The following is a 25445-nucleotide window of genomic DNA, read 5'->3' on the forward strand; positions in this document are numbered from 1 at the left end:
GCGACTTTCCAGCTATCCCTTTTTCATAGCCTGGCGATGCCGATCACAGCGCCGGGCAGGCGGTGTAGGTAAGGTCGACCGGGCCTTCCTCGCCGCCCTTCTCGATCCGGCGCAATTTGTCGCCATTGCGTTCGAAGCTGATCCGACGCTCCCAGCTCATTCCTTCGCCCGTGAAGGCGAAGTTGGCGGTCACCTGCTTGTCGAAGTCGGATGTCACGACATTCTTCAGGGTCGCCCGGCTTTCGTAGAAGGTGAGGCGGCGGGGCTCGATCACCAGCAAGCCCTTGGCGTCGCTCCGGCCGGGCTGGCAGTCGTTCGCGGTCAGCCCCCACCGGCCCTGAAAGACGGTGGCCATGCCAGGCGGCGGCAGAAGGTTGGCGGCCGAGTTGGTGACGTTTTCCGGCGCCGGCTCGATGCCTTTGTTTATGTCGTGCGGGATCGGGCCCTTGTTGGCGCCCTTTGCGACGGGCGATCCGACCCGCCCGGTGGGGCCGTCACCGACGCCGGCGTCGCGGGCGATCGCCTCGCCCGAATCGGCTTTGTCCCCGGCGGGGGTACAGGCGAGGAGGGGAAGGACGGCAAGCAGGGGCAGAAGTCTATTACGCATCACCCTGCACCAACGCCTCCGCTTCGATCTCGACCAACCATTCGTCACGCAGCAACGCTTTCACGACCACCATGGTCGCAGCGGGACGAACATCGGCGAAGATTTCGCCATGGACGGCGCCGATCGTGTCCGCGTCGGCCGGATCGACGATATACATGCGGGTGCGGACCACATCCGATGCGGTCCCGCCAAGGTCACCGATGGCCTTGGTGATGATCGCGAAACATCGCCGCGCCTGCGCTGCCGCATCGCCCGGCGTCGAAGATCCATCGGCTTCGACCGGCGCGGTGCCCGACACAAGGATGCGCTCGCCGACCCGCACCGCCCGCGAGAAGCCATAGAGCGTCTCGTAGGGCGACGTGCCCGCGGTGCGGGCTCGTCTCAGCGTCCGCCCTCGGATTGCTCTGCAGGGGCGAGGGCCATCTCCTCCGCGCCCGGCCAATCGTAGCGGCCCATGGTGACGGACGCGCAGCTGTAGGACGCGCGGTTGCGGATCGGGGCCTCGACCAGCTTTCCTGCCAATTCGGGTTGAATCCTAGCGAGCTCGGCCTGCGCCAGCGCGAGGTTGCGGGTCAGGACCATCGTCGAGGTCTTCGAACCGTCGCCAAGCTGGGCTCCCATGACGGGCGTGGCGTCGGCGATATAGGCATATTCGCCGGCTTTCACGCTGAACATCGGGGCGCCGAAACAATTGCTGCTTGCCGGGGGCGTGTTGACCCCGACCGTCCAGCCGCCAAGGACATAATCGCCGGCCGTTACCGGGATGACCCGGAGCTCGTAATTGGCGCGGCGGTCACCGGCCGGGACCGGGACCACATAGGTCGTCAGGTCGCCCTTTTTCTTCCAGTCGCGCGGCTGGTAGTGAAGATCGCCCTTCGCCGCGTCGTAACGATAGAGATCGAGGCGGCCGAAGCGGTCCTTCGCCGCGGGATTGTTGCGATTGTAGGCGACGACGATCGCGCCCTCGCCGGGCTTCAGGACCGGCATGACGGCCTTGGCCGGATCCTTGTGCAGCCACAGGGTGGCCGGACCGGCAAGGCCCGGCGCGACCTTCAGCGCTGCATCCTCGACCGGCGTGAAGCTGTCCATCTTCTCGACTTCGCCGCTGACGTCGGCCGCACCAACGATTGAGTTGAAATAGTCCTGCTTGGCCTCGTCGGTCATCGCGGCCACGACGGCCGCCCTGTCCGCCGGCAGCTTGACCATGCGCCAGCCGCGGATCAGCAGGCAGCGCTTGCGATTGTCACGCCGGGCCTGTCCTTCAGCGATCGCGGCAGCGATGGCGCCGCCAATTCCGCCCCCGATACCGGCCGCCAGCGGCGAGATGGACGGATTGTAGAGTGCGGGATTGTAGAAGGTCGACGATCCGCGCGGCAATCTGCTGCCACGCGCGATCAGCCGGCAGTCCTGCCAGTCGGCGTCATATTGCGCGCGTGTCGCGCCCGGCTTGTTATAGAAGCGGCTGTCCTTGAGGTCGCGCGCGGCGTCCTTGGCGATCTCTTCCGGGCTGTCCCCATTCTCGACCTTCGGCTGCGCCGCGGCGGGCGCGGCCATCGCCGCCAGGATTGCCGCCGTCCTGATCAGGCCCGCGCGCACGAATTTGCTCATGAAAAAATCCCCCACAGACCGACCGAGCGGGCCGGCATATGCGGGGGATTAGAGCCAAGCGATGTGACAAAGGTCAACCACATCAATGACTTTGCGGTGACACTGAAGCAGTCGCGCCACACCGTAAGATCGTCAGCTCACCCCATGGTCGGGATGATGAAGGCGTTGCCGCCGTCGCCAACGCCGCCGTCCGGCCAGCGCGCGGTGACCGTCTTGACCTTGGTCCAGAACTTCACGCCTTCCATGCCGTGCTGGTTGGTGTCGCCGAAGCCCGAGCGCTTCCAGCCGCCAAAGGTGTGATAGGCGACCGGCACCGGGATCGGCACGTTGATGCCGACCATCCCGACATTGACCCGCGCGGCGAATTCGCGCGCCGCGTGGCCGTTGCGGGTGAAGATGGCGACCCCGTTACCATACTGATGCTCGCTCGGCAGGCGCACCGCTTCGTTGAAGTCGGCGGCGCGGACGATCTGCAGGACCGGCCCGAAGATCTCCTCCTGGTAGGAGCGGAAGTGCGGCTTCACATGGTCGAACAGCGTCGGGCCGACGAAATAGCCCTTCTCGTGACCCTGCAGGGTGAAGCCGCGGCCATCGACGACCAGTTCGCCGCCCTCGTCGGCGCAGGTCTGGATCCAGTCCTCGACCCGGTTCTTGTGCGCTTCGTTGACCACCGGGCCGTAGTGGGCGTCGGGGTCGCTCGAAACGCCGACGCGCAGCGCCTCGATCGCGGGGATCAGCTTTTCGCGCAGCGCGTCCGCGGTTTTCTCGCCGACCGGCACCACCACCGGAAGCGCCATGCACCGCTCGCCCGCCGAACCAAAGGCCGCGCCGGTAAGGTCGCTGACCACCTGGTCGAGGTCGGCGTCGGGCATGACGATGCCGTGGTTCTTGGCCCCGCCGAACGCCTGCACGCGCTTCCCGTTCGCGGTGCCGCGCGAGTAGATATACTGCGCGATATCGCTCGATCCGACAAAGCTCACCGCCTTGATGTCGTGATGGTCGAGGATCGCGTCGACCATCTCCTTGTCGCCGTGGACGACGTTGAGGATGCCGTCGGGAAGGCCGGCTTCCTTCATCAGTTCGGCAAGGCGCACCGGAACGCTCGGGTCGCGCTCGGAGGGCTTGAGGATGAAGGCGTTGCCGCAAGCGATGGCGACGCCGAACATCCACATCGGGATCATCGCCGGGAAGTTGAACGGGGTGATGCCCGCGCCGATGCCGAGCGGCTGGCGCATCGAATAGACGTCGATCCCGGGGCCTGCCCCTTGCGTAAATTCGCCCTTCAGCACGTGCGGGATGCCGCAGGCGAACTCGATCACCTCGAGCCCGCGCTGGATATCGCCCTTGGCGTCGGCGATGACCTTGCCATGCTCGGAGGCGAGCGTCGCCGCCAGCTCCTCCATGTTCTTCTCGACCAGTGCCTTGAAGTTGAACATGACGCGGGCGCGGCGCTGCGGATTGGTCGCTGCCCAGCCGGGCAGGGCCGCGTTCGCCGCATCGATCGCCTTCTGCAGGTCGGCCGCGGTGCCGAGGCGGACGGAGGCCTGCGGCTCGCCCGCGCTGGGATTGAAGACGTCACCCGAACGGTCGCCGCTGGCGACGCTGCTGCCGCCGATGAAATGGTCGATTTGACGAAGCATGCCGATGCATCCTGACTAGGGGAGGGGTATCTGCCGCTCCCCTAGACCTTGCCCCGACCGCTTGCCAATGCTCGTAAGGGTCAGCGCGCCGCTTGCGCCATTTCCGCCTTGTAGGCATCGATGCTGATCGGCCGGCCAAGGAAATTCTGCACCAGTTCGGCTGCCGGCTTCGTCCCGCCGGGGGCAAGCACGAGGCGGCGGTAATCGGCCGCCGTCCTGGGATTGCGCAGGCCTTCCCTGGCGAAACGGGTGAACAGGTCGTCCGCGATCACCTTGGACCAGCGATAGGTGTAATAGCTCGCGCCATAGCCGGCGAGGTGGCCGAAGCTGTCCTGCCCCTGGTTCCACTCCGGCAGCGGGATCATGCTGTAGGTGTTGACGTACTTGCGATAAGCCGCGCCAAGGTCGGCGGGCGCAGGGTTCTGGTAGAAGCGCAGCGCCGCCTCGCTGTACCCCAACTGGCCCATGTCCCCCATGCCAAGGTTGAAGTGCCGCGCGCGGTTCATCTGTGCGACCAGGTCCTGCGGGATCGGCTTACCCGTCTCGTCGGTCGCGAAGCGCTTCAGGGTGTCGTAATCGTAGACCCATTCCTCCAGCATCTGCGAGGGTGCCTCGGTGAAATCGGCTTCATTGGCGAAGCCGGCCTGACCCGACCAGCGCTGGTTCTGGCCGCCGAAGATCGCGTGAAGCAGATGGCCATATTCGTGGAGGAACGTCTCGACGTCGCTATGCTCCATCAGCCCGTCGGGCGCGTTCATCACAAGCGCCGCAACGGGCAACTGGCCGCGCATGCCCTGGCGGATCGGAACGACGTTGGCATGCTCGTACTTGCCTTCGCGCGGGTGCATGTCGAGGAAGAAGCGGCCGATCACCTTGCCGCCTTCAAGCATCTCATAGGCTTCGGCCTTGGGGTGCCACAGCGCGGTCTTCCACGGCCGGATGTCGACCCCGAACAGGTCTTCGCTCAGCTGGAGGATGCCATCGCGCACCTTGGGATAGCTGAAATAGCGCCGTGCTTCCTGCCGATCAAAGCCATAGCTCTGCTTCTGGACGATCGGGGTCAGGTAATTATTGTCCCACGGGTTGATCTTGGTCGCCTGCGGGTCGGTCTGGCGCAGGACGGCAAGCTTCTTGGCATAGTCTGAATCCGCCGCGGGCTTGGCCGCCGCTGCCATTTCGGACAGCAGCGCCTCGACCTTGGCCGGCGTGTTCAGCATGCGCGATTCAAAGTCCATCGTCGCAAAGTCAGGCCGCCCGATCAGCCTGGCGAACGCCTGCCGGGCGTCGATCAGCTCGCGAAGAACCTTGTCGTTGGCCGGGTAGGCGACCTGCGAATAAAGGCGCTGATAGCGCTCCCGAAGCGCGCTGCTCTTCGCATAGGTCATCACCGGCACGAAGTCCGCCGAATCGCTGCTCAGCGTTACCATGCCGTCCGGCCCCGGCTTGTGGGCGGCAATGAAGTCCGCCGGCAATCCGTCGAGCTCGGCGACGCTCGCCGTCATGGTCCGGCGCCCCTTGGGGATGTTGGCCTGGAACTCGGTCGTCAGCTCGGAAATGCGGTCGGCAAGCTTGCGCGCCTCGGCCCGCTTGTCGGTGTCCAGCGCAACGCCGGACAACTCGAACTGCTGGAGGGTGCGCCGGAGGTAGAAGGCAGTGGCCTTGTCCGCCTGCGGGGGCACGGCCTTCAGCTTCTCGTAAATGGGACGGGACAGCGACAGCGCGTTGAACTCGGTCCCGACCTTGACCTCGCAGTCCTGCGCCGCATCGCGCGCCGCCTTGTCGACGAGCACCTCGCGGTAGAGGCCCGCCTCGCCGGATGCTGCGTAAAGGACGTTCACCAGCATATCGAACTGCTGCAATGCCGCGAGACCCGACGCCTTGGCCGTCGCTTCTAACTGCTTGCGAAGGTTCGCGCTGCGGGTCAGCAGTTCGTTGCAGCGCGCGTTGACGGCGGCGGCGGTCGGCGCGCCGGTCAGGACCGGCGGCAGCGCCTGGGCGCCCGCCGCGTTGGCAACGAAGCTGACGGCCGCACCCGCGGCCAACGCGAAACGCAACTTGATCATGATTTCCGATCCTCGAGAAATGGCCAGCTAGACCGGCACTGGCGAACAACTTATCGCTGCATGTGACCGCATGTTTCCGGAGTTTACAAGCATGAAGCCGTCGGCGCTGACCTTGCCCCTTCTTCTCCTTGGCGGCACTGCCGCCGCCGCCCCGACGCACGAACAGCAAATGATGGGCGCGGCGCGTCAGGTCAGCGAAGCACGGATGCGGGCCGATGTCGCCCGGCTGGTCGGCTTTGGGACACGCCACACCTTGTCCAGCCAGACCGACCCCAAGCGCGGGATCGGTGCCTCGGTACGCTGGGCAGAGGGTGAACTGAAGGCGCTCGGGCTGCAGACGATGCAGACCTGCGACACGGTGACCGGTCGCCGGGTTCCGGCCCCGACCAGGGTCTGCAATGCCGTCGGCATCCAGCGGGGGACGGAGCGGCCCAACGATGTGGTGATCATCACCGGCCACATCGACAGCCGCGTCAGCGACGTCATGGATTCGACCAGCGATGCGCCGGGTGCCAACGACGACGGCTCGGGCACCGCCGCCGTGCTCGAGGCCGCCCGCGCGCTCGCCGGTCGCAAGTTCGCCGGCACCATTGTCTATGGCGTCCTGTCGGGTGAGGAGCAGGGGCTACTCGGGGGCAAGATCCTGTCCGACTATGCCAGGGCGCAGGGCTGGAACGTGGTCGCGAACCTCAACAACGACATCATCGGCAACAGCTGCGGTTCCGATGGCGTGTGCGACAACAAGACGGTGCGGGTATTTTCCGAGGGTCCGCGCTGGCAGGGGCGCGACGCCCTGGCCGCCGCCCAGCGCAGCCTTGGCGGCGAAAATGACAGCCCGAGCCGCAATATCAGCCGCTTCCTCGACCGGCTTGCCGAGCGTTTGCCGGATATCGGCCTCGACGTCCGCCAGGTCTGGCGCAACGATCGCTTCGGCCGCGGCGGCGACCATACCGAATTCCTTAACGCAGGCTTCCCTGCCGTCCGCTTCTCGGTGGCGGTCGAGAACTACAACCAGCAGCACCAGGACCTGCGGGTGGAGAAGGGGGTCCAGTTCGGCGACACCCTCGACAAGATGGACTTCCCCTATCTCGCCAAGGTCACCCGGCTCAACGTTGCGGCGCTGATGGCGATCGCCAATGCGCCCCCGCCGCCCGCGCCGGTCGCCGAAGGCGCGGTCAGCACCGACACCACAGTCACCTGGGCGCCCATCACCGGTTCGCCTGCCTACATGGTGCACTGGCGCCGCACCGACGAGAACAACTGGACCAAAGGCTCGAACGCGGTCGCCGACATCATCAAGGTGACCGAGCGGCCGGCCACCGGCGCTGCGGCCAATCCCAATCAACCCTCGAACAACGCCAGCATGGGCCGCGTGCCCGATGGCAGCATGAAGCAGTCGGTCCTGAAGGGCGTCCGCGTCGACGACTGGGTGTTCGGCGTCTCGTCCGTCAGCAAGGACGGTTGGGAAAGTCCGGTCGCCAGCGCGGTCCCCGGCGGCGCGTTCAAGCCGTTCGTCGCGCCGGAGCAGAAGTGATCGCCGCCTGCCCAGAGTGACAGCCGAAGACACCGATCGTCCCGCGGCGCAGCGCCCGCTCGCCGGGGTGCTGCTGCGCCTGCTGACCGCGCTTCTCCTCGCGATCATGTTCGCGCTGGTGAAGATCGCCGGAAGTCGCGGTGTGCACCTCGTCGAATCGCTCTTCTACCGGCAGATCGGCTCGGCGGTGTGCGCGGCCGGGTTGGTCCTCGCCGGTCCCGGGCTCGCCTCGCTCAGGACCCGGCGCATCGGGGCGCACATCGGGCGGATGGCGCTCGGGATCACCGCGATGGGGATGAACTTCCTCGCTTTCCTCCTCCTCCCGCTGGCCGAGGCGACGGCGATCGGGTTCACCGTGCCGATCTTCTCGACCGTGCTCGCAGCCCTCGTCTTGGGGGAGGCGACTGGCCGCTGGCGGTGGGGTGCGGTGGTGGCGGGGTTCGCCGGCGTAATCCTGATCGTACATCCGGGCGGGGAAGGGGTGCCGCTGACAGGTGCCGTGGTCGCGCTTGTCGCTGCTGGTCTTACGGCTGCCGTCACCATCGTCATCCGCCGCCTCGGTGCGACCGAGCGGGCGTCCACTACCGTCTTCTGGTTCGCCGCCAGCAGCCTCGTGCCGCTCGGGCTCTTGATGCTTCACTTCGGCCGGGCCCACGACGGCGCGACCTTTGCGATCCTCGCCGTCATGGCGCTGGCGGGCGGCCTTGCGCAGTTGACCCTCACCGCCAGCCTGCGCCTTGCCCCTGTCGCGCTGGTCATGCCGATGGACTATACCAGCCTCATCTGGGCAACCTTGCTCGGCGCCTGGCTGTTTGCGGAACTGCCGTCTTCCTCCGTCTGGGTCGGCGCGCCGGTGATCATCGCCAGCGGCCTCGTCATCGTCTGGCGGGAACATCATCTGGCGCGGCGCGCTGCCCTAGAGGCGCGTGCTGAGACCAGCAGCTAAGGACAAGAATGCCTCGCAAACCCGCCCCGAAGGGTCTGCCGACCCCCAAGCAGATCCTCGACTTCATCCAGCAGTCGGGCCAGCCCGCCGGAAAGCGCGAGATCGCGCGCGCCTTCGGCCTCAACGGCCATGACAAGATCATGCTCAAGGCCTTGCTCAAGGACATGGCCGACGAAGGGCTGATCGACAGCGCACCGGGCCGCGCCTTCCACAAGGCAGGTGGGGTGCCGCGGGTCACTGTCCTGAGGGTAGTCGCGGTGGAGGAGGGGGCCGTCGCCGTTCCTGACAACTGGCAGGGGGAGGGGCCTCCGCCAAGGCTTCGCGTGATCGAGAAAGGACGCCGCTCGGCGCTCGCCCTCAACGATCGCATCCTCGCCCGCACGGAGGAGCGCGGGCAGGGCCAGGTCGCGCACCTGATGAAGAAGCTGCAGCGCTCGGCCGACCTCATCCTCGGCGTCGTCCACGAGGACGAGGACGGCCGCAAATGGCTAAAGCCGGTCGACAAGCGCGAACGCCGGCAATTGCCCCTGTCCGACCTAGGCGAGGCTCAAACCGGCGACCTTGTCCTGGCCGAGCCGTCGGGCCGCCCGCCGCGCGTTTCGGCCAAGGTCGATGCCGTCCTCGGCGACCCCTTCGCCCCGCGCAGCTTCAGCCTGATCGCCATCCACAAGCATGGCCTTCCCCACGAATTCGCGCGCGAGACGGTCGAGGAAGCGCGGGAGGTCTCGCGGACCCCGCTCGGCTCGGATCGCGAGGACCTGCGCCATCTTCCGATCGTCGCCATCGACCCAGCGGACGCCCGCGACCACGATGACGCCATCTGGGCGAGTTCCCGGGAGGATGGCGGGTGGGACGCGATCGTCGCGATTGCCGACGTCAGCTTCTACGTCCGCCCCGGCAGCGATCTCGACCGCGAGGCGCGCCGCCGGGGCAACAGCGTCTATTTCCCCGACCGCGTCGTCCCGATGCTCCCGCACGAACTGTCGTCCGACATCTGCTCGCTGAAGCAAGGACAGGACCGCGCCGCGCTCGCCTGCCATCTCCATGTCGGCCCCGACGGCGCGCTGAAATCCCATCGCTTTACCCGCGCCGTGATCCGCGTCGCCGCCAACATTGCCTACGAGGACGCGCAGCGAGCAATCGACGCGAGCCGCGAAGAGCGCACCGAAGTGTCTTCTTCACCCTGCTCCATGCCCGAGATTGAGGGTCCGGTTCCTGCCGAACTGGTGGACCGTGCGCTGAAGCCGCTGTGGGACTGCTGGGCCGCGCTGTTCGCCGCCCGCCAGAAGCGCGAACCGCTCGAACTCGACCTGCCCGAACGCCAGGTGGTCCTCGACGAGAAGGGCCGCATCATGTCGGTCGCTCCGCGCGAACGGCTCGACGCGCACAAGCTGGTCGAGGATTACATGATCGCCGCCAACGTCGCCGCGGCCAAGGCGCTCGAGGCGAAGAAGGCGCCGGTCATGTACCGCGTCCACGAAACGCCGGGCCGCGAGAAACTGGTCGCGCTCAGGGACTATCTTGCCACCTTCGACATGGAATTCGCCTTAGGGCAGGTCGTGCGCCCTGCCACCTTCAACCGTATCCTCGAGCGGGTCGGCGACGGCGATGCCAAGCCCGAGATCACCGAGCAGGTCCTGCGCACCCAGACGCAGGCCCGCTATTCGCCCGATCCGCTCGGGCATTTCGGGCTGGCGCTGCCCTCCTACGCCCACTTCACCTCGCCGATCCGCCGCTATGCCGACCTCCTCGTCCACCGCGCGCTGGTCAGCCATTACAAGCTCGGCGAAGGGGGCCTGCCTCCCGAAGACGCCGCCCGCTTCACCGAGATCGGCGAGCATATCTCGATGCTCGAGCGCCGCGCGATGGAGGCGGAGCGCGAGACCATCGACCGTTATGTCGCGGCCTATCTCGCGGACCATGTCGGCCAGCTGCTCGACTGCCGCATCTCGGGCGTCCAGCCGTTCGGCTTCTTCGCCACCGTCGATGGTCTCGGCGGCGACGGCCTCATCCCGGCCGGTGAACTCGGCCGCGAATATTTCCGCTACGACGAGGCCGCCCGCCAGCTGATCGGGGACGAAACGGGCGAAACCTTCCGTGTCGGCCAGCGCCTCCAGCTGCGGCTGGTCGAGGCCAACCCGGTCAGCGGCGCGCTTCGCTTCGAACTTCCGGAAGGCAGCTACGGCCGTGGCCCCACCGAGCGCCGCGACCGCGTCCGCAAGCCCGTGATGGGCCGCCGCGGCCGGCCCGGGAACATCCGCCACCAGGGCCGCAAACGCTGAGTCGCCGTTCGCCGATGGCGTGAGTGCGTTCGTCGCTGGTCGAAGCCACAGAACTGCAAAGGCAGTTCGTCGATCCGCGGCCTTCGACGGGGACGTTTCCCTGCTCGTCAGGTGGTCAGGCGGCTGATGGCCCGCGCTAGGCGCCACCCCTAGGATTCTCCTTGTTCAACAGGAGATGGATCGTGGTCAGCAAGTTCGCAATCGTCGCTATTTTCGGCGCCACCATGGCGGCCGCCCAGCCGGCTACCCAGGCCCCGGCGCAGGACGCGCCAAACACGTCCGCCAAGCCTGATGCCGCCGAAAAGAAGATCTGCCGCAAGCTGGTGACGACCGGCACGCGGCTTCAGAAACGCGCCTGCCTGACCCAGAAAGAGTGGGAAGAACTGGATCAGGAGAACCGCTGAACGCGGCGATGGCGCCGGGCCCTGACCGCGGATCGAGCGCTCATGCTTGGTTATGCGGTCAGGGCTCGAACCTTTCGCAATGGCTCGCGGCAACAACCGATTTTTGCTAGTTGCACCCCTCCCGAAGGGGAAACAGGGGTGAACTGATCATGGTCAAAGCATTACGGTGGGCCGGGTACGGCCTTGCCGGCGTGGCGGGCCTTGCTGTGCTGGCGGCGGCAGGCGTGTGGGGGATGTCGGCCTATGCGCTGTCCCGGACGGTCGAGCCACGGCCGGAGCATATCGTCATGGCGGGCGCCAGTGCCGCGCGCGGTCAGCACCTTGCGCAGACCGCCACCTGCCTCGATTGCCACGGCCAGGATTTGCGGGGGAGCAAGTTCCTCGAAGAACCCGGGCTCGCCACGCTCAACGCCCCCAATCTCACCCTGGTCGCCGCAAAGGCCAGCGACGAGCAACTGGCCCAAGCCATCCGCCAGGGCATCGGCCATGACGGGCGGTCGCTGTTCATCATGCCATCGTCCACTTACGCGGCCTTCACCGACCAGGAAGTGTCCGACCTGATCGCCTTCATCCGCTCGCTTCCACGCGGCGGGAGCGAACTGCCGAAGATGACCCTCGGGCCGATCGGGCACATTGGCGTCGCCCTCGGCAAGTTTCAGACCCAACCCGCGCTGATGGCCCGCTACCGGGAGCATCCGGCGCTCGACGTCGGGCCCCAGCATGTTGCGGGACGCCACCTCGCGATGACCATCTGCGCCGATTGTCACGCGTCCGACCTCACCGGCCAGGAGGTCAAGCCCGGGACCGTGTCGCCCGACCTCACGGTGGTCGGCAGCTACGACAAGGCGCAGTTCGCCGCCCTGATGAAGACCGGCCTCCCGCCCGGCGGCCGCCACCTCCAGATGATGAAGGACACCAGCCGGAATAGTTTCAGTCACTTCACCGACCAGGAGGTGGAGCAGCTATTCGGCTACCTTCAGGCCCGCGCCGCCAGGCTTCAGGCGCGAAGCGCAAGCACGAGCTGAACGCAGGCGGTCACAACCGCGTGCCCTCTACCGCAGGCCAGCTGTCGGCTGCTACGGCCGCCCGGCAAAGCGAGCAATCGCGACCAGCTGCAGAGGAGCCTCCATGCCCAAGACCATCGCCGTCCTTCGCGGTAGCCCGCGCGCCGAGAGCCTGACCGAGAAGCTTGCCCGCGGGATCGAGCTTGCGGTCGGCGATCGCCTCAGCTTCCGCGACATTCCGGTACACGGCCTGCCGCTCTACAATCCCGACCTCGAAAAGGACGCCGACCACCCCGAGTGGACCGCCTTCCGGCAAGCGGTGAAGTCTTGCGACGGCCTGCTGTTCGTGACGCCCGAATGGAACCGCTCGGTCCCCGGCGGGCTCAAGAACGCGATCGACATCGGCTCGCGGCCCTATGGCCAGGGCGTGTTCCAGAAGAAGCCTGCGGCGGTGGTCACGCAGTCGACGGGCGGCACCGGCGGCTTCGGCAGCAACCATGCCCTGAGGCAGAGCCTCGTCCACCTCGATGCTCACGTCCTGGGGCAGCCCGAAATGTATGTCGGCAACCTTTCCGCCGACAAGTTCGGCGACGACGGGCGGATCAGCGACGAGGGGCTGGCCAAGCTCATCGACGGCTTTGCCGACAGCTTCGTCGCCTGGGTCGAGCGTTTCTAGGGAGCGGCTGCGAGCCGTCGTCGTTCCTCGGCGACATTGATCCTGCTACAATGATCTTCTCTCACGGGCAGGGCAGCAGATGGCGCACAAGTTCGTGATCAAGAAATCCTCGAACGGCGAATATGTCGCCAGCTTCGAATATAATGGCGAAAAGGTCTTCTGGACCGAGACCTACAAATCAAAGGCCTCGGCTCAGAACGCCATCGACTCGATCAAGAAGAACGGCCCCATGGCCGAGGTTCACGACGCGACCTGACACTGCCGCGCCCTTGCGCACCGCTCCTCTTCTCGTCACGTTGCGGGTGATAAGAGGAGAGCGCGGGATATGGCGACGGCAGCAGCGGCACTGACGGCAAGGGCGCGCCGCCACATCCAGCATGTTTTCTTTTCAGCGGACGCGGTTCGCCCCGATCGTGCGGTCGCGTTCGAGCCGCAAAACGGCTTCGAGCGGCGGCAATTCGAGGAGCTGAGGAGCGGCGGCGCGATCCACGAGAGCCAACCCGGCCGATATTGGCTCGATCTTCCGGCCTTTGACCGGCTGACCCAGCAACGCTTTGGACGACTCAGGATCGCCTTGGCACTGGTCGCCCTGATCGCGCTTGCCGTCGGCCTGCTCGGCATCAACGGCGCCTTTCCCTGATCAAAGGCGCGGCAGGGTGACGCCCTTCTGCCGCTGATACTTGCCGGCGCGGTCGGCATAGCTGACCTCGCACGGCTCGTTGCCCTTCAGGAACAGGAACTGACACGCGCCCTCGTTGGCGTAGATCTTGGCCGGAAGCGGCGTGGTGTTCGAAAATTCGAGCGTGACGTGCCCCTCCCACCCGGGCTCGAGCGGGGTCACGTTCACGATGATCCCGCAGCGCGCATAGGTCGACTTGCCAAGGCAGATCACCAGCACGTCGCGCGGCACCCGGAAATATTCCACCGTCCGCGCCAGCGCGAAGCTGTTGGGCGGGATGATGCAGACGTCGGTCTTCCGGTCGACGAAGCTGTTGGCGGCAAAGTCCTTGGGGTCGACCACCGCCGAATCGACGTTGGTGAAAATCTTGAATTCGTCGGCGACCCGCGCGTCATAGCCGTAGCTCGACAGGCCATAGCTGATGCAGCCGTCGCGCCGCTGCGCCTCGACGAACGGTTCAATCATGCCCTGCGTCTGGGCCTGTTCGCGGATCCAGCGGTCGGAAAGAATGCTCATGAGCGCTGGCTTAGCCTTGCGCCGAACGGTTCGTCGAATCTCGGCTCGCGGAATTCCGGGAAGCCCACGTTATCCTCGTTATCCACAGCTTGGCGTCCTCGCGGAAAGGCGTATCAGCCATGCCCATGGCCGAAATCCTCCTTCATCCGGGCGCCGGGCCCAGCGAGCCCCCGGTCCAGCAGCTGCCCCACAACGTTGAGGCCGAGGCCGCGCTGCTTGGCGCCTTGCTGCTCGACAACCGGCTAGTCGAGGACGTTCAGCTAAAGCTCCGCTCGGACCATTTCTTCGAGCCGCTGCACGGCCGCATCTACGAGGCGATCCTCCGCCTCACCGATCGCAGCATGATTGCCAACCCGGTCACGCTCAAACCCTTGTTCGAAGCCGACGAGGCGATGAAGCAGGTCGGCGGCCCGTCCTATCTCGCCCAGCTCACCGGTTCGGGCGCCGCGCTGATCGCCGCGCGCGACTTTGCGTCGCAGATCTACGACCTCGCGCTTCTGCGCAGCCTGATCGGTGTCGGCCGCGACCTCGTCACCAGCGCGCTCGACACCAGCGAGGATGTCAAGCCGCTCGAGCAGATCGAGCGCGCGGAAACCGAACTCTACAAGGTCGCCGAGCAGGGCGGGGGCGAAGGCAAGGTCAAGACCTTCGCCGACGCCTCCAAGGAAGCGCTGCTGATCGCGGAAGCCGCCCTGACCAACGGCGGAAAGCTGTCGGGCATCACCACCGGCTTTACCGAAGTGAATGCGCGGATGGGCGGCATGCACCGCTCCGATCTCATCATCCTCGCCGGTCGTCCGGGCATGGGCAAGACCTCGCTTGCCACCAACATCGCCTTCAACGCTGCCCAGCGGATGCTTCGCGACATCAGCGACGGGATCGATCCTGCTCGCTCGGCCGGCGCCGCAGTCGCCTTCTTCAGCCTCGAAATGTCGGCCGACCAGCTGGCCACGCGTGTCCTTGCCGAACAGAGCAACATCCCCGGCTCGCAGATCCGCAGCGGCAGCATGAACCTCAACGAATTCCGCGAATTCGCGCGGGTCGCGGGCGAACTGAACAGTCTGCCGCTCTACATCGACGACACGCCGGGCCTGACCATCGCCGCGCTTCGCACCCGCGCGCGCCGCCTCAAGCGCCAGAAGAATATCGGCCTTATCATCGTCGATTATCTCCAGCTGCTGTCCGGCAGTTCCAAGGGCGGCGATGCCAACCGCGTGCAGGAGATTTCCGAGATCAGCCGCGGCCTCAAAAGCCTCGCAAAGGAACTCCATTTGCCGGTCGTCGCGCTTTCGCAGCTCAGCCGTGCGGTTGAGCAGCGCGAGGACAAGCGCCCGCAGCTCAGCGACCTTCGCGAATCCGGCTCGATCGAGCAGGACGCCGACATGGTCTGGTTCATCTATCGCGGCGATTATTACCTGCAGGCGAAGGAGCCGCCCGTCGACCACGCCGACTTCGCCGCCTGGCAGGAGGAGATGGGCCGCATCTACGGCAAGGCGGAACTGATCATCGCCAAGCAGCGCCACGGCGCGACTGGCAAGGTCCCGCTGCGCTTCGATGCGCGCATCACCAAGTTCAGCGATCTCGTGGAAGAAGGCCAGACGCCCGACTTCCACTGACCGGGGCCCGGGAGGGGGCTGCGGGCCGGAGCGCTTTCAACAGCTGCTCCGGCCCGCTTTGCCCCTTCAGTCGCCCAACATATTCGGATCGCGCAGGCCTTCGTTGATCGAAGCCCGCGCGATTTCCGCTTCACTGCTGGTGACCGGATAGGCGCAATAATCGGCCGCATAGGCCGCGCTCGGCCGGTGATTGCCGCTGAGGCCCACACCGCCAAAGGGAGCGTTCGACGGCGCGCCGTTGGTCGGCTTGTTCCAGTTGATGACGCCGGCCCGGACTTCGCTCCAGAAGCGGTCGAACTGCTGGGGCGATCCGCCGACCAGGCTCGCCGCGAGGCCGAAGCGCGTGGCATTGGCCTCGGCGATGGCGGCGTCGAAGTCGGGCACCCGGATCAACTGCAGCGCGGGTCCGAAAATCTCCTCGTCGGGCCGGCTCGCGACCTCGGTCACGTCGATCAGGGCCGGCGTCAGGAACGGCCGACCCTCCTGCGGGCGGTCGAGCCGGCGGATCACCCGCCCGCCGCTGATCATGAGGTCGAGGAATTGCGATTGCACCTGGTCCGCCGCGGCATTGTCGATGACCGGCCCGAGGAACGGCTGCGGCCTGGCGAGAGGTTCATCAAGGATCAGCCGGTCCATCAGCTTCAGCATGGCGCGGACGAGCTGGTCTGCGGTCTTGCCGTCCCGCACGATCAGCCGCCGTGCGGCGGTGCAGCGCTGACCCGCCGAAAGATAGGCCGACTGAACCGCGATGGTCGCCGCCGCGCCGACATCGGCCGCATCCCAGACGACCAGGGGGTTGTTGCCGCCCAGTTCAAGCGCAAGGATCTTGTGCGGCATCTCCGCGAACTGGCGGTGCAAGGCCTGACCGGCGCGCGCCGAGCCGGTGAACAGCAGGCCGTCGATGCCGTCCTGACCGGCCAGGGCACGGCCTTCCTCGGGACCGCCCACCAGCAGCCGGATCGCGCCTTCCGGCACGCCAGCCTCATGATAGAGCCGGACCAGCATTTCCCCGACGGCCGGGGTCTTCTCCGAAGGCTTGAACACCACGCAATTGCCGGCCAGCAGCGCCGGAACGATGTGCCCGTTCGGCAGGTGCGCGGGAAAATTATAGGGACCGAGCACCGCCAGCACGCCGTGCGGCTTGTGCCGGACCGCGATCTTCGATCCCAGCGCCGCTTCCTGCCGCGTGGTTCCGGTCCGCTCCATATAGGCGCTGATCGAAATCTCGACCTTGTTCACGACCGCGCCGACTTCGGTAATCGCCTCCCACAGGGGCTTGCCTGTTTCCCGCGCGATCAGCTCTGCAAATTGCGCCTCGTTTGAACGGACGACATTGGCGAACCGGCGGAGGGTTTCTGCGCGGTATGTGACCGGCTGGGCAGCCCAGGCGGGAAACGCATCACGGGCACGCGCGACTTCGGCGGCGGCGTCGCCGACCTCCCCCGACCAGAGCGTGGCGCCGGTCGCGGGTTCGTAGGAATAAAGGGACATGGGGCTCCTTCGACTTGCGGCCAACAAGACCAGCGCGGCAGCCTCGTCAACCCTCGCCCATCGCCTCGCCCATGCGGCGGATCGCCGCCACCTTGGCCTCGAACGGAGCCCAGTCGTCGCGCTCGGCAATCGCCGACCAGATCGCCTCGACCTCGTCGATCAGCATGGAACAGGGCTCGGTGTCCGACCAATATGGGTGGTCCCGCGTCCCGCGCCGGTCGCCGATCGCGTCGGCCAGCGCAGCAAAGGTGGGATCGGCATAGCTTTCGCCCGTCGGCTTCTCGCCCCCGCGCCAGTCGAAGAAGAAGCGGTCGATGCCGCACGCTTTGGTCGAGAGCGCCTTCACGGCGGCCCTTGCGACCAACCTGTCCTCATCGCCGCCGCGCGCGGGAAGGCCAAGCCGTCGTACCATCCCGGAAGCCAACGCCGCGTGGAATTGCCCGGCAAAACCTTCGAGTATTTCCTGCAGCCGCTCATGACCCTCGGTCAGCAGGGCGAGGCAGCCGGCCAGCTGCGCCAGGTTCCACTGGATCGCTTCCGGTTGCCGTCCGAAGGCGTACAGCCCCATGTGATCAAAATAGGCGGCGGTGAATGCCGGATCCCACTCCGGCGCCCACCGCCACGGGCCATAATCGAAGCTCTCGCCGGTGATGTTGATATTGTCGGTGTTGAGCACGCCATGGACGAACCCCGCGACCATGTAGGATGCCGCGAGAACTGCCGTCCGCTCGGTCGCAAGCGCGAACAAGCGCTCCGCACCGCTGTCGGGGGCCTCTCCGTACAGATGCTCGAGGCAATAGCGGACCAGCCTGTCCAGCCCCTCCACATCCTCGTGGAAGGCAAGCCGCTGGAAGCTGCCGATGCGGATGTGGCCATGGCTCAGCCGCGTCATCACCGCGGCCCGGGTGGGGGAGGGCTCGTCGTTGCGCTCCAGCTCCTCGCCCGTCTCGAACAGGGCGAAGGTGCGGCTGGTCGGCACGCCCAGCGCCTCAAGCATTTCGGTCGCCAGTACTTCGCGAACTCCGCCCTGCAGCGTCAGCCGCCCATCACCGACACGGCTCCACGGGGTCTGGCCCGACCCCTTGGTACCAAGGTCCATCAACCGGTCGGCCTGGTCCCGCAGCTGCGCAAACAGGAACCCGCGCCCGTCGCCAAGGTCGGGATTGTACGAGCGGAACTGATGCCCGTGGTAGCGCAGCGCAAGCGGAGCGGGGAGATTGCCGTCCAGCGGCTCGAACCGGCAGAAATGCCGGGCCCAGTCGACATCCTGAAGCCCCACTTCCTGCGCCGCCCGAAGGTTCAGGAACCGCGGCGTGCAGCCGGGAAAGACCGCCGCTGCCACGGGGTCGTAGAAGCTGTCCCCAAGCTCGAGGATGCGCGGATCGGGGCGATAGGGTTGCGGAAGCGTCATCTTCACCGGATAGAGGGCATGGCACTAGCAAGGAGTAGCCGAGTGGGGCGGTACGAGGACCGACATTACAACAGCACGGACGGCCTTCGGCTCCATTATCGCGATTATGCGGGCGGAGACCATGACCAGCCTCCGATCCTCTGCCTTCCGGGCCTGACCCGCAACGCGCGCGATTTCGAGCCGGTGGCCGAGCGCTTCGCCGGCGATTGGCGGGTGATCGCGCTCGACTTCCGCGGCCGCGGTGGCAGCGCCGCCGATCCCGACCCGTCCCGCTACATGCCGCCGACCTATGCGCGCGACGTGATCAAGCTGCTCGACCAGCTCGGCATTGCCGAAGCGGTGTTCGTCGGCACCTCGCTCGGCGGCCTCGTCACCATGCTGATCGCGGTGATGGAGAATGAGCGGATCGCCGGAGCGTGCCTGAACGACATCGGTCCCGAAGTCGCGCCGGGCGGCATCGAGCGTATCCGGACCTATGTCGGAAAGCCGATCGCCTGGGTCAGCTTTGCCGAAGCCGCGGCGACCATGATGGAACGCGCCGGAGACGTTTATCCCAATTGGGGTCCGGCCGAATGGGAGCGCTTCGCCCGTCGCTGCTGCCGCGACGAAGGCGGCCATGTGGTCTACGATTATGACATGCGGATCGCCGAGCCCTTCGCGGAAGCGAACGAGGCGACGCAGCCCAACCTGTGGCCGTGGCTCGACTATCTGAAGGGTCGCCCGGTCACGATCCTTCGCGGCGCCCTCAGCGACCTCTTCACCGAGGCGACCGCCGACCGCATGGTGAAGGAACTCGGCGGCGATGCCGAACTCGTCACCATCGAGGACGTGGGTCACGCGCCAAGCTTTGACGAACCCGAAAGCATCGCGGCGGTCGAACGGCTGCTTGCACGGGTCAAGAACTGAAAAGTTTTGCGGTGCCAGCGGGGGTCAGGCGCCGTGCTGACCCCACATCTCAGGCCTGAACCAGGAGCAGACGAGGCCTGGCTTTGCCGCCTTCAGTCCCTCGAATTGCTCTTTCGACGCGACCTGCGCAATTCCCAGGAATTCGAGTTTGAGACAGGTCGCAAGCGGCTGCAAATCCTGGTCCGCCAATGCGGTGGACACGCCCAGAAATGCCTTCAGCTCTGAAAGGCCTGCAAGGGGCGCAAGGCTGGGGATTTTCTGCGTAGCGAAGGTGCCGCCTTCGATGCCGACAACCTCCAGCGCATGTGCGTCGCTCAGCCAGCGAAGATCCTCCATCAATTTCGCATCGGTGAGGATAAGGGTTCGAAGCGAGGGCAGCTCGAGCAGCGAAGCGAAACTGGAGATGTGACGCGGGCTATCGATGCTGAGGAAGCGAAGCTTCGGCAGCGCGAGCAAGGGCGACAAATCCCTGGCGACCATCGGCCATTCGAGCTCGAGCCGCTCAAGCTGGGTCAGGCATCCGATCTCTTCGAGAAAAGACTGGTCGACATTGCCAGCGATGAGATGGGTGAGCGACTTCCTGTCTCGAATGCCGCGATAATTGAGTTTCTTGCGGCCGATCCATGCCTTGGTCGCGGCCGCGGATATATCGCTTGCCTGTTGATAGGCGTGCTCGTCGGCCCAAACCATGAAGTCGCGATCGTCATGGCCGCGGAAGCGGTCGTTCATCGCGCGCTCAAGATCCGCATTGGCTTCGATCACTGGCAGGCCTCGGTCGACAACATCTCTGACGCGGATGGCAGCTTGACCTTAATATTCGATCACAAGTTGCGGCAGACCGCCGCTTTCCGTCGCCTCAGGCCGTGATCCGCCGCAGCTTGTCCAGCGCGGGTGCTTCGCTTTCTTCCTGCGCGATAGTTGACACGAACTTGCCGTCGCGGCCGAATAGCAGGACCTGGCTTCCGTGATCGACCGTATAACCGCCCTCGGCCTCCTTGTTGGGGACCTTGGCCGAATAGATGGCATGCTGCCTGGCCACCGCCGCGACCTCGGCCTCGCTTCCGGTCAGGCCGATGATCGGGGTGCCGAACAGGCCGACATAGTCGCCGACGACCTTGGGGGTGTCACGTGCCGGATCGACCGAGACGAAGACGATGTCGAACGCTCTGTCGCCCTTGCCAAGCTCGCGGCGCAGCTTGGCCAGCTTGCCGAGCGTGTTGGGGCAGACGTCCGGGCAATGGGTGAAGCCAAAGAACATCGCATAGGGCCGGCCCTTCAGCGCCTTGTCGCTCACAAACGGCTTGCCGTCGCTGCCGGTCAGCGTGAATGGGCCGCCGAGGCTGAAGCCGGGCATTCCGGGGTCGGCGCGGCTGGTGACGGTCGGGGCATCAGGACGGACGAGCAGCAGCCAGGCGAAAGCAATCGCGGCAAGCCCGACCAGCGACCACAGGGTCAGCCGAAGGACCTTGAGCTTGGGCGAAGGGGAGGGCGAGGGCGGCTCAATGGCCATGATGGGCCTCCGCCGCCGCAGGACCCTGCGCACCGGGCGGCAGGACCGGAAGGCTGGCCCGAACCAAACCCGCCTTTTCAAAGCGCAGCACCAGGGGCAATCTGGCGCCCGGCCGCAGCGGGGACTTGAGGCCCATCACCATCAGATGCAGGCCGCCCGGCTTCATCGCGATCATCGCGCCTGGGGCCAGGGTCTGCGGCCCCGCGGCCCGCATCCGCATCACGCCGCCGGCATTGCTCGCCTGGTGGATGGTGACGCTCGATGCAGCCGGGCTGCTGGCGCCGAGCAGGCGGTCGGCCTTGCTCCCGCCATTGTGGACAGTGACATAGGCGGCGCTGCCGCTGATCCCGGCATTGGCATAGCCCTGGACGTGAAGGTCGCCCGGGCTTGCCATGGCGGGCGTCGCCAGCAGGGCAGCGATGAAAAGGGTCGCGGTTCGCATCGGCGGGCATTTAGGGGTGGCGCCGGCGCCGGTCCAGCCGTCCTCGTGGCCGTGCTTGCCAGCAATCGGGTGCGGCCGCATAGCTTGCACGGGGGTGCCGCCATGACCGCAAGTCTCGACCGGCCGAAGATCACCCGCGGCGGGATCATCGCCGTCGGGCTCGGCAATGCACTGGCCTTTTACGACCTTATCATTTTCTCGGTCTTCGCGGTCCAGATCAGCAAGACCATATATCCGACCGGCGACCCGTCGACAGAACTGTTGCTGACCCTCGGCACCTTTGCGATCGGCTTCCTGACCCGGCCGATCGGGGCGCTGGTGATCGGCCGCTACGGGGACCGCCGCGGCCGCAAGCCGGCGATGTTATTGTCTTTCAGCCTCGCCGGGCTTGCCGTCTTCGGCCAGGCATTGGTCCCGTCCTATGCTGCCATCGGCATGGCAGCGCCGATACTCATGCTGCTGTTCCGGCTGATCCTCGGGTTCGCCATGGGCGGGGAGGTCGGTCCGACCACCGCCTATCTCGTCGAATGCGCACCGCCCCGCCATCGCGGCACGGTGGTGTCGGTGCAATATGCGACGCAGGAACTGGCCTCGCTGGTCGCGGGCATCGTCGGCTTCACGCTGGCCGCCCTGCTGACCGCCACCGCGCTCGAAAGCTGGGGCTGGCGCGCGGCGATGCTGCTCGGGGCGCTGATCGTTCCGTTCGGCCTGTTCGCCCGCTCGAAGCTCGAGGAGACACTGGAGTTCGCCCATGACGAACCCGACAGCGTCGCCGTGCACGGCCGCTCGCCGCGACGTCTCGCCATCCTCGGTTTCGTGATGATCGCCAGTGCCACCATCCCGACCTATGGCCTGCAGTATCTCAATGTCTACGCGCAGCGGAACCTCGGGCTTCCCGCGCAGGAGGCGTTCACCGCGACGATTTTCTACGGGATCGCGGCGGTGATCTTCAATCTTGCGGGCGGCTGGATGTCGGACCGGCTCGGGCGCAAGCCGGTGATGATCGGCGGCATGGCAATCCTCGCTTTGTCGCTGCTGCCGGGTTTCATGCTGCTTCAGGCCTCGCCCACCACCATGACGCTGATGGTGGTCAGTTTCTGGCTGTCGCTGTTCAACGCCATCGGTCCCGCTGCCGGCGTGGTGTGCCTGACCGAGGCTTTGCCGCCACGGGTGCGCTCGGGAAGCCTGGCGATTTCCTACGCTTTGGCGGTGGCGGTGTTCGGCGGCACCGCGCAATTCGCCATCACCTGGCTGCTCAAGGTGACCGCGGACCCGCTGGTCCCGGCTTACTACGTGCTGGTGGCGGTGGTCATCGGGATAGTCGCCATGGCGATGCTTCCCGAGACCGCGCCGATCAAGGCGCGGCGGCCGGCGGCCGAGCCTCCGCTCAGTCCTCCGGAGCCACGGTGACCTCGATTTCGTCGAGGGTGGCGGCGAAGGGGATCTGGCAGGACAGTCGGCTGTTGGCCTGGCGTACGCCGCTGGTCGACAGAAGATCGTCCTCGTCGTCGCTCATCGGCGGCAGAGCGGACAGCCAGTCGTCCGCGACGAAGACGTGACAGGTCGCGCAGGAACAGCATCCGCCACACAAGGCGAGAATCTCCTCGATCCCGCCGCCCCGTAGGTTCTCCATGAGCGAGTCGCCCTCGCGGCCTTCGATCGCCTTGGTCAGTCCGTCGCGGGTCGTCACGTTGATGATCGGCATTGTCACTCCACCAGGCTCTTGAGCGGCCGGCCCGGATCGGTCAGCACCTTCGCCGCAACCACGGTATCGCGCTCGATCAGCAGCCGCCCCTGGACATAGTCGCGCACCATGTTGACGCAGTCGAGGGCAATCACCTTGCCCTGTCGGCGATAAAGGACGCTGAAGCTTCCCGACGCAGGGTCGCCCCGCACCAGTTCCTCGTCATGGTCGTGGCTGAGGCCAACCGTCTGAAGCTTGAGCGCATATTGGTTGGACCAGAACCAAGGCATCGCGCCGTACGACTTGGGGGCGCCGGCGATTGCGCGGGCGACGGTGGCGGCATGGTCGGTCGCATGCTGGACGCTCTCGATGCGGATCGGGCGATCGGGGCCGAAGCGATTGCGGTGCAGCGCCACATCCCCCGCTGCCCAGACGTGGGGCAGGGACGTGCGGCCAAGTTCGTCCACCAGCACGCCGTCACCGCCCTCGGCCCCAGCCTCGAGGAGCGGCACGGTTTCCGGCTCGATGCCGATGCCGGCGATTATCAGGTCGAACCCGGCAGGGTCGGGGGACGGGCTGCCCACGAACACCTCGACCCCGTGCCGCTCGTGCTCGTCCTTGAGGAAATCGGACAAAGCGCGCCCCGAACAGCGGGCAAGCAGGCGCGGCTCGCGCTCGGACAGGGTGACGGACTTGCCGAGCTTGGTCAGCGCGGCCGCCGCCTCGAGCCCGATCCAGCCGCCGCCGATCACCAGCACGCGACTGGCGCTTTCCAGCTGTTCCTTCAGCCGATCGACATCGGAAAGCGTGCGGATCGCATGCGCACCCGAAAGCCGCCGCGCCCGCCCGCCGGCACACCATACCAGATCGCCATAAGTGATGGGACGACCAGACGCGCAAAGCACCTCGTGAGCCGCCGGATCGACCGCCACGACCCGCTCGCCAGCGATCAGCGCAATGCCTTTCTCCGCCCAGAAGGCTGCAGGGCGGAAACGGAAGCTTTCGCGTTCGCGTGCTCCCGCGAGATAGTCCTTGCTGAGCGGCGGCCGCTCGTAGGGAAGCTCGTTCTCCTCACCCAGCAGGGCAATACTGCCGGCAAATCCCGCCTGCCGCAGATGCACCGCCGCGGACACGCCCGCGTGGCCGGTGCCGACGATGAGAACGTCGAAGCGGTCCAGTTACAGCGCCTCGACGATGGTCACGTTGGCAATGCCGCCGCCCTCGCACATGGTCTGCAGGCCGAAGCGCTTGCCGCGCTTGCGAAGCGCATGGACCAGCGTCGCCATGAGCTTGGTGCCGCTGGCGCCCAGCGGATGGCCAAGGCTGATCGCGCCGCCATTGACGTTCATTCGCTCAGGATCGCCGCCAATTTCGCGCAGCCAGGCCAGCGGGACCGGCGCAAAGGCCTCATTCACCTCGTACAGGTCGATATCCTCGATCCGCCGGCCCGAACGCTCCAGCGCTCGGCGGGTGGCGGGGATTGGCTCCATCAGCATGATCACCGGGTCGCCGCCGGTGACCGTCAGATGATCGATCCGGGCGAGCGGGGTCAGGCCATGCTCCTTGAGCGCGCGTTCGCTGACGACCATCACGCCGCTCGCGCCGTCGCAGATCTGGCTGGCGTTGCCGGCGGTGATCACGCCATCGGGCTTGAGCGTCTTGAGCGCGCCCAGTCCTTCGAGCGACGCATCGTAGCGGATGCCTTCGTCGCGGACATGCTGCTGCTCGTTGCCATCGGCATCGACGATGGTCAGGGGCACGATCTCGTCCGCAAAGTCGCCGCGTTCGGTGGCCGCCGCCGCGCGGCGGTGGCTTTCGAGCGCAAAGGCGTCCAACTCACCGCGGGTCATCTGGTAATTGTGCGCGATCATCTCGGCGCCGGTGAACTGGCTGAATTCAGTGACGCCGTAGCGGTCCTTGATCGACTGCGGCCAGGGACCGATTCCGATACCCGCCTGCAGCGGCAACAGCACCGGGAGGCCCATCGGCACCCGGGTCATGCTCTCGACGCCCGCGGCGATGACCACATCCTGCGTCCCGCTCATCACCGCCTGCGCCGCGAAGTGGACCGACTGCTGCGAGGAACCGCACTGGCGGTCGATCGACACCGCCGGCACGCTGTCGGGCAGCGAGGAGGCGAGGACCATGTTGCGGCCGATGTGGAAACTCTGCTCGCCGATCTGGCCAACGCAGCCGGCGATGACGTCTTCGACCGCGGCAGGGTCGATTCCGGTGCGTTCGACGAGGCTGTCGAGCACCTTCGCGCCAAGGTCGGCCGGGTGCCAGTCCTTCAGCGCTCCGCCCCTCTTGCCCCCGGCGGTGCGGGCGGCGGCAACGATATAGGCTTGCGGCATGAGCGACCTCGTGACTGTGCACCACCGTCATTGCGAGGAGCGCGGCGACGACGCAACCTCTTCGTCACGGGT

Annotated in this window: 25 protein-coding genes; 11 read left to right on the plus strand and 14 right to left on the minus strand. The window is 66.4% G+C overall.

What is annotated here, in order from left to right:
* Window positions 1-43: 43 nt before the first annotated feature.
* The 5 genes from ABD729_RS09730 to ABD729_RS09750 form a co-directional block, all read right to left on the minus strand.
* Complete coding sequence (locus tag ABD729_RS09730; protein WP_344710047.1) at window positions 44-607, minus strand: hypothetical protein; 564 nt, start codon at window positions 605-607, stop codon at window positions 44-46.
* On the minus strand, window positions 600-1049 hold the full coding sequence (locus tag ABD729_RS09735; RefSeq protein WP_425564884.1) for a RidA family protein: 450 nt from the start codon (window positions 1047-1049) through the stop codon (window positions 600-602). Before ABD729_RS09735 ends, ABD729_RS09730 begins: the two co-directional genes overlap by 8 nt.
* Window positions 989-2215 (minus strand): hypothetical protein, encoded by a 1227-nt coding sequence (locus ABD729_RS09740; RefSeq protein ID WP_344710048.1) that lies wholly within the window; start codon window positions 2213-2215, stop codon window positions 989-991. The genes ABD729_RS09735 and ABD729_RS09740 overlap by 61 nt, the downstream gene beginning before the upstream one ends.
* Before the next feature lie 137 nt (window positions 2216-2352).
* A complete protein-coding gene (locus ABD729_RS09745; protein WP_344710049.1) occupies window positions 2353-3855 on the minus strand; it encodes a CoA-acylating methylmalonate-semialdehyde dehydrogenase in 1503 nt (500 codons plus the stop codon).
* A gap of 80 nt (window positions 3856-3935) precedes the next feature.
* Complete coding sequence (locus tag ABD729_RS09750) at window positions 3936-5918, minus strand: M3 family metallopeptidase (RefSeq protein ID WP_344710050.1); 1983 nt, start codon at window positions 5916-5918, stop codon at window positions 3936-3938.
* Window positions 5919-6009: 91 nt separating this feature from the next.
* Here ABD729_RS09750 and ABD729_RS09755 point away from each other — a divergent pair, with 91 nt between their 5' ends.
* The 8 genes from ABD729_RS09755 (at window position 6010) to ABD729_RS09790 (ending at window position 13404) form a co-directional block, all read left to right on the plus strand.
* Window positions 6010-7452, plus strand: a complete 1443-nt coding sequence (locus ABD729_RS09755) for a M28 family peptidase (RefSeq protein WP_344710051.1) — start codon at window positions 6010-6012, stop codon at window positions 7450-7452.
* Window positions 7453-7468: 16 nt separating this feature from the next.
* Window positions 7469-8398 (plus strand): DMT family transporter, encoded by a 930-nt coding sequence (locus ABD729_RS09760; RefSeq protein WP_344710052.1) that lies wholly within the window; start codon window positions 7469-7471, stop codon window positions 8396-8398.
* A gap of 8 nt (window positions 8399-8406) precedes the next feature.
* Window positions 8407-10680, plus strand: a complete 2274-nt coding sequence (gene rnr / locus ABD729_RS09765; protein WP_344710053.1) for a ribonuclease R — start codon at window positions 8407-8409, stop codon at window positions 10678-10680.
* Between the two features lie 182 nt (window positions 10681-10862).
* Window positions 10863-11084, plus strand: a complete 222-nt coding sequence (locus ABD729_RS09770; protein ID WP_344710054.1) for a hypothetical protein — start codon at window positions 10863-10865, stop codon at window positions 11082-11084.
* Window positions 11085-11233: 149 nt separating this feature from the next.
* Window positions 11234-12109 (plus strand): c-type cytochrome, encoded by an 876-nt coding sequence (locus ABD729_RS09775; RefSeq protein WP_344710055.1) that lies wholly within the window; start codon window positions 11234-11236, stop codon window positions 12107-12109.
* Between the two features lie 103 nt (window positions 12110-12212).
* Window positions 12213-12764 carry an NADPH-dependent FMN reductase gene (locus tag ABD729_RS09780; protein WP_344710056.1) on the plus strand — a complete coding sequence of 184 codons (552 nt, stop codon included), beginning with the start codon at window positions 12213-12215 and terminating at the stop codon, window positions 12762-12764.
* A 79-nt stretch (window positions 12765-12843) separates the two neighbouring features.
* Window positions 12844-13020, plus strand: a complete 177-nt coding sequence (locus ABD729_RS09785) for a YegP family protein (RefSeq protein WP_344710057.1) — start codon at window positions 12844-12846, stop codon at window positions 13018-13020.
* Between the two features lie 69 nt (window positions 13021-13089).
* Window positions 13090-13404, plus strand: coding sequence for a hypothetical protein (locus ABD729_RS09790; RefSeq protein ID WP_344710058.1), 315 nt, complete (start codon window positions 13090-13092; stop codon window positions 13402-13404).
* On the opposite strand, the gene dcd is transcribed toward ABD729_RS09790, so the two are convergent.
* The gene (gene dcd / locus ABD729_RS09795) at window positions 13405-13959 is read right to left on the minus strand and encodes a dCTP deaminase (RefSeq protein WP_344710059.1); all 555 of its coding nucleotides are present in this window, start codon (window positions 13957-13959) and stop codon (window positions 13405-13407) included. It lies immediately after the preceding gene.
* A 125-nt stretch (window positions 13960-14084) separates the two neighbouring features.
* Here dcd and ABD729_RS09800 point away from each other — a divergent pair, with 125 nt between their 5' ends.
* On the plus strand, window positions 14085-15575 hold the full coding sequence (locus ABD729_RS09800) for a replicative DNA helicase (protein WP_344710060.1): 1491 nt from the start codon (window positions 14085-14087) through the stop codon (window positions 15573-15575).
* 66 nt (window positions 15576-15641) lie between these two features.
* On the opposite strand, the gene astD is transcribed toward ABD729_RS09800, so the two are convergent.
* Window positions 15642-17066, minus strand: a complete 1425-nt coding sequence (gene astD, locus ABD729_RS09805; RefSeq protein ID WP_344710061.1) for a succinylglutamate-semialdehyde dehydrogenase — start codon at window positions 17064-17066, stop codon at window positions 15642-15644.
* Window positions 17067-17112: 46 nt separating this feature from the next.
* The gene (locus ABD729_RS09810) at window positions 17113-18477 is read right to left on the minus strand and encodes a protein adenylyltransferase SelO family protein (protein WP_344710062.1); all 1365 of its coding nucleotides are present in this window, start codon (window positions 18475-18477) and stop codon (window positions 17113-17115) included.
* Between the two features lie 42 nt (window positions 18478-18519).
* Here ABD729_RS09810 and ABD729_RS09815 point away from each other — a divergent pair, with 42 nt between their 5' ends.
* A complete protein-coding gene (locus tag ABD729_RS09815) occupies window positions 18520-19383 on the plus strand; it encodes an alpha/beta fold hydrolase (protein ID WP_344710063.1) in 864 nt (287 codons plus the stop codon).
* A gap of 24 nt (window positions 19384-19407) precedes the next feature.
* Here ABD729_RS09815 and ABD729_RS09820 read toward each other — a convergent pair whose 3' ends face one another.
* From ABD729_RS09820 to ABD729_RS09830, 3 genes are all read right to left on the minus strand, one after another.
* Window positions 19408-20145 carry a leucine-rich repeat domain-containing protein gene (locus ABD729_RS09820; protein ID WP_344710064.1) on the minus strand — a complete coding sequence of 246 codons (738 nt, stop codon included), beginning with the start codon at window positions 20143-20145 and terminating at the stop codon, window positions 19408-19410.
* A 94-nt stretch (window positions 20146-20239) separates the two neighbouring features.
* Window positions 20240-20893, minus strand: coding sequence for an SCO family protein (locus tag ABD729_RS09825; protein ID WP_344710065.1), 654 nt, complete (start codon window positions 20891-20893; stop codon window positions 20240-20242).
* Window positions 20883-21416 carry a copper chaperone PCu(A)C gene (locus ABD729_RS09830; RefSeq protein ID WP_344711401.1) on the minus strand — a complete coding sequence of 178 codons (534 nt, stop codon included), beginning with the start codon at window positions 21414-21416 and terminating at the stop codon, window positions 20883-20885. Before ABD729_RS09830 ends, ABD729_RS09825 begins: the two co-directional genes overlap by 11 nt.
* 21 nt (window positions 21417-21437) lie before the next feature.
* On the opposite strand from ABD729_RS09830, the gene ABD729_RS09835 reads away from it, so the two are divergent.
* The gene (locus tag ABD729_RS09835; protein ID WP_344710066.1) at window positions 21438-22745 is read left to right on the plus strand and encodes an MFS transporter; all 1308 of its coding nucleotides are present in this window, start codon (window positions 21438-21440) and stop codon (window positions 22743-22745) included.
* On the opposite strand, the gene ABD729_RS09840 is transcribed toward ABD729_RS09835, so the two are convergent.
* The 3 genes from ABD729_RS09840 to ABD729_RS09850 are packed head-to-tail and all read right to left on the minus strand — an operon-like array spanning window position 22723 to window position 25373.
* Entirely contained in the window at window positions 22723-23040 is a 318-nt protein-coding gene (locus ABD729_RS09840; protein WP_344710067.1) for a 2Fe-2S iron-sulfur cluster-binding family protein, read from the minus strand. The two genes, ABD729_RS09835 and ABD729_RS09840, sit on opposite strands and share 23 nt — an antisense overlap.
* A 2-nt stretch (window positions 23041-23042) precedes the next feature.
* A complete protein-coding gene (locus ABD729_RS09845; protein WP_344711403.1) occupies window positions 23043-24197 on the minus strand; it encodes an NAD(P)/FAD-dependent oxidoreductase in 1155 nt (384 codons plus the stop codon).
* A complete protein-coding gene (locus ABD729_RS09850) occupies window positions 24198-25373 on the minus strand; it encodes an acetyl-CoA C-acetyltransferase (protein WP_344710068.1) in 1176 nt (391 codons plus the stop codon). It lies immediately after the preceding gene.
* Window positions 25374-25445 lie beyond the last annotated feature (72 nt).

The sequence above is a fragment of the Sphingomonas humi genome (genome assembly GCF_039536725.1).
Lineage (GTDB): Bacteria > Pseudomonadota > Alphaproteobacteria > Sphingomonadales > Sphingomonadaceae > Sphingomicrobium > Sphingomicrobium humi.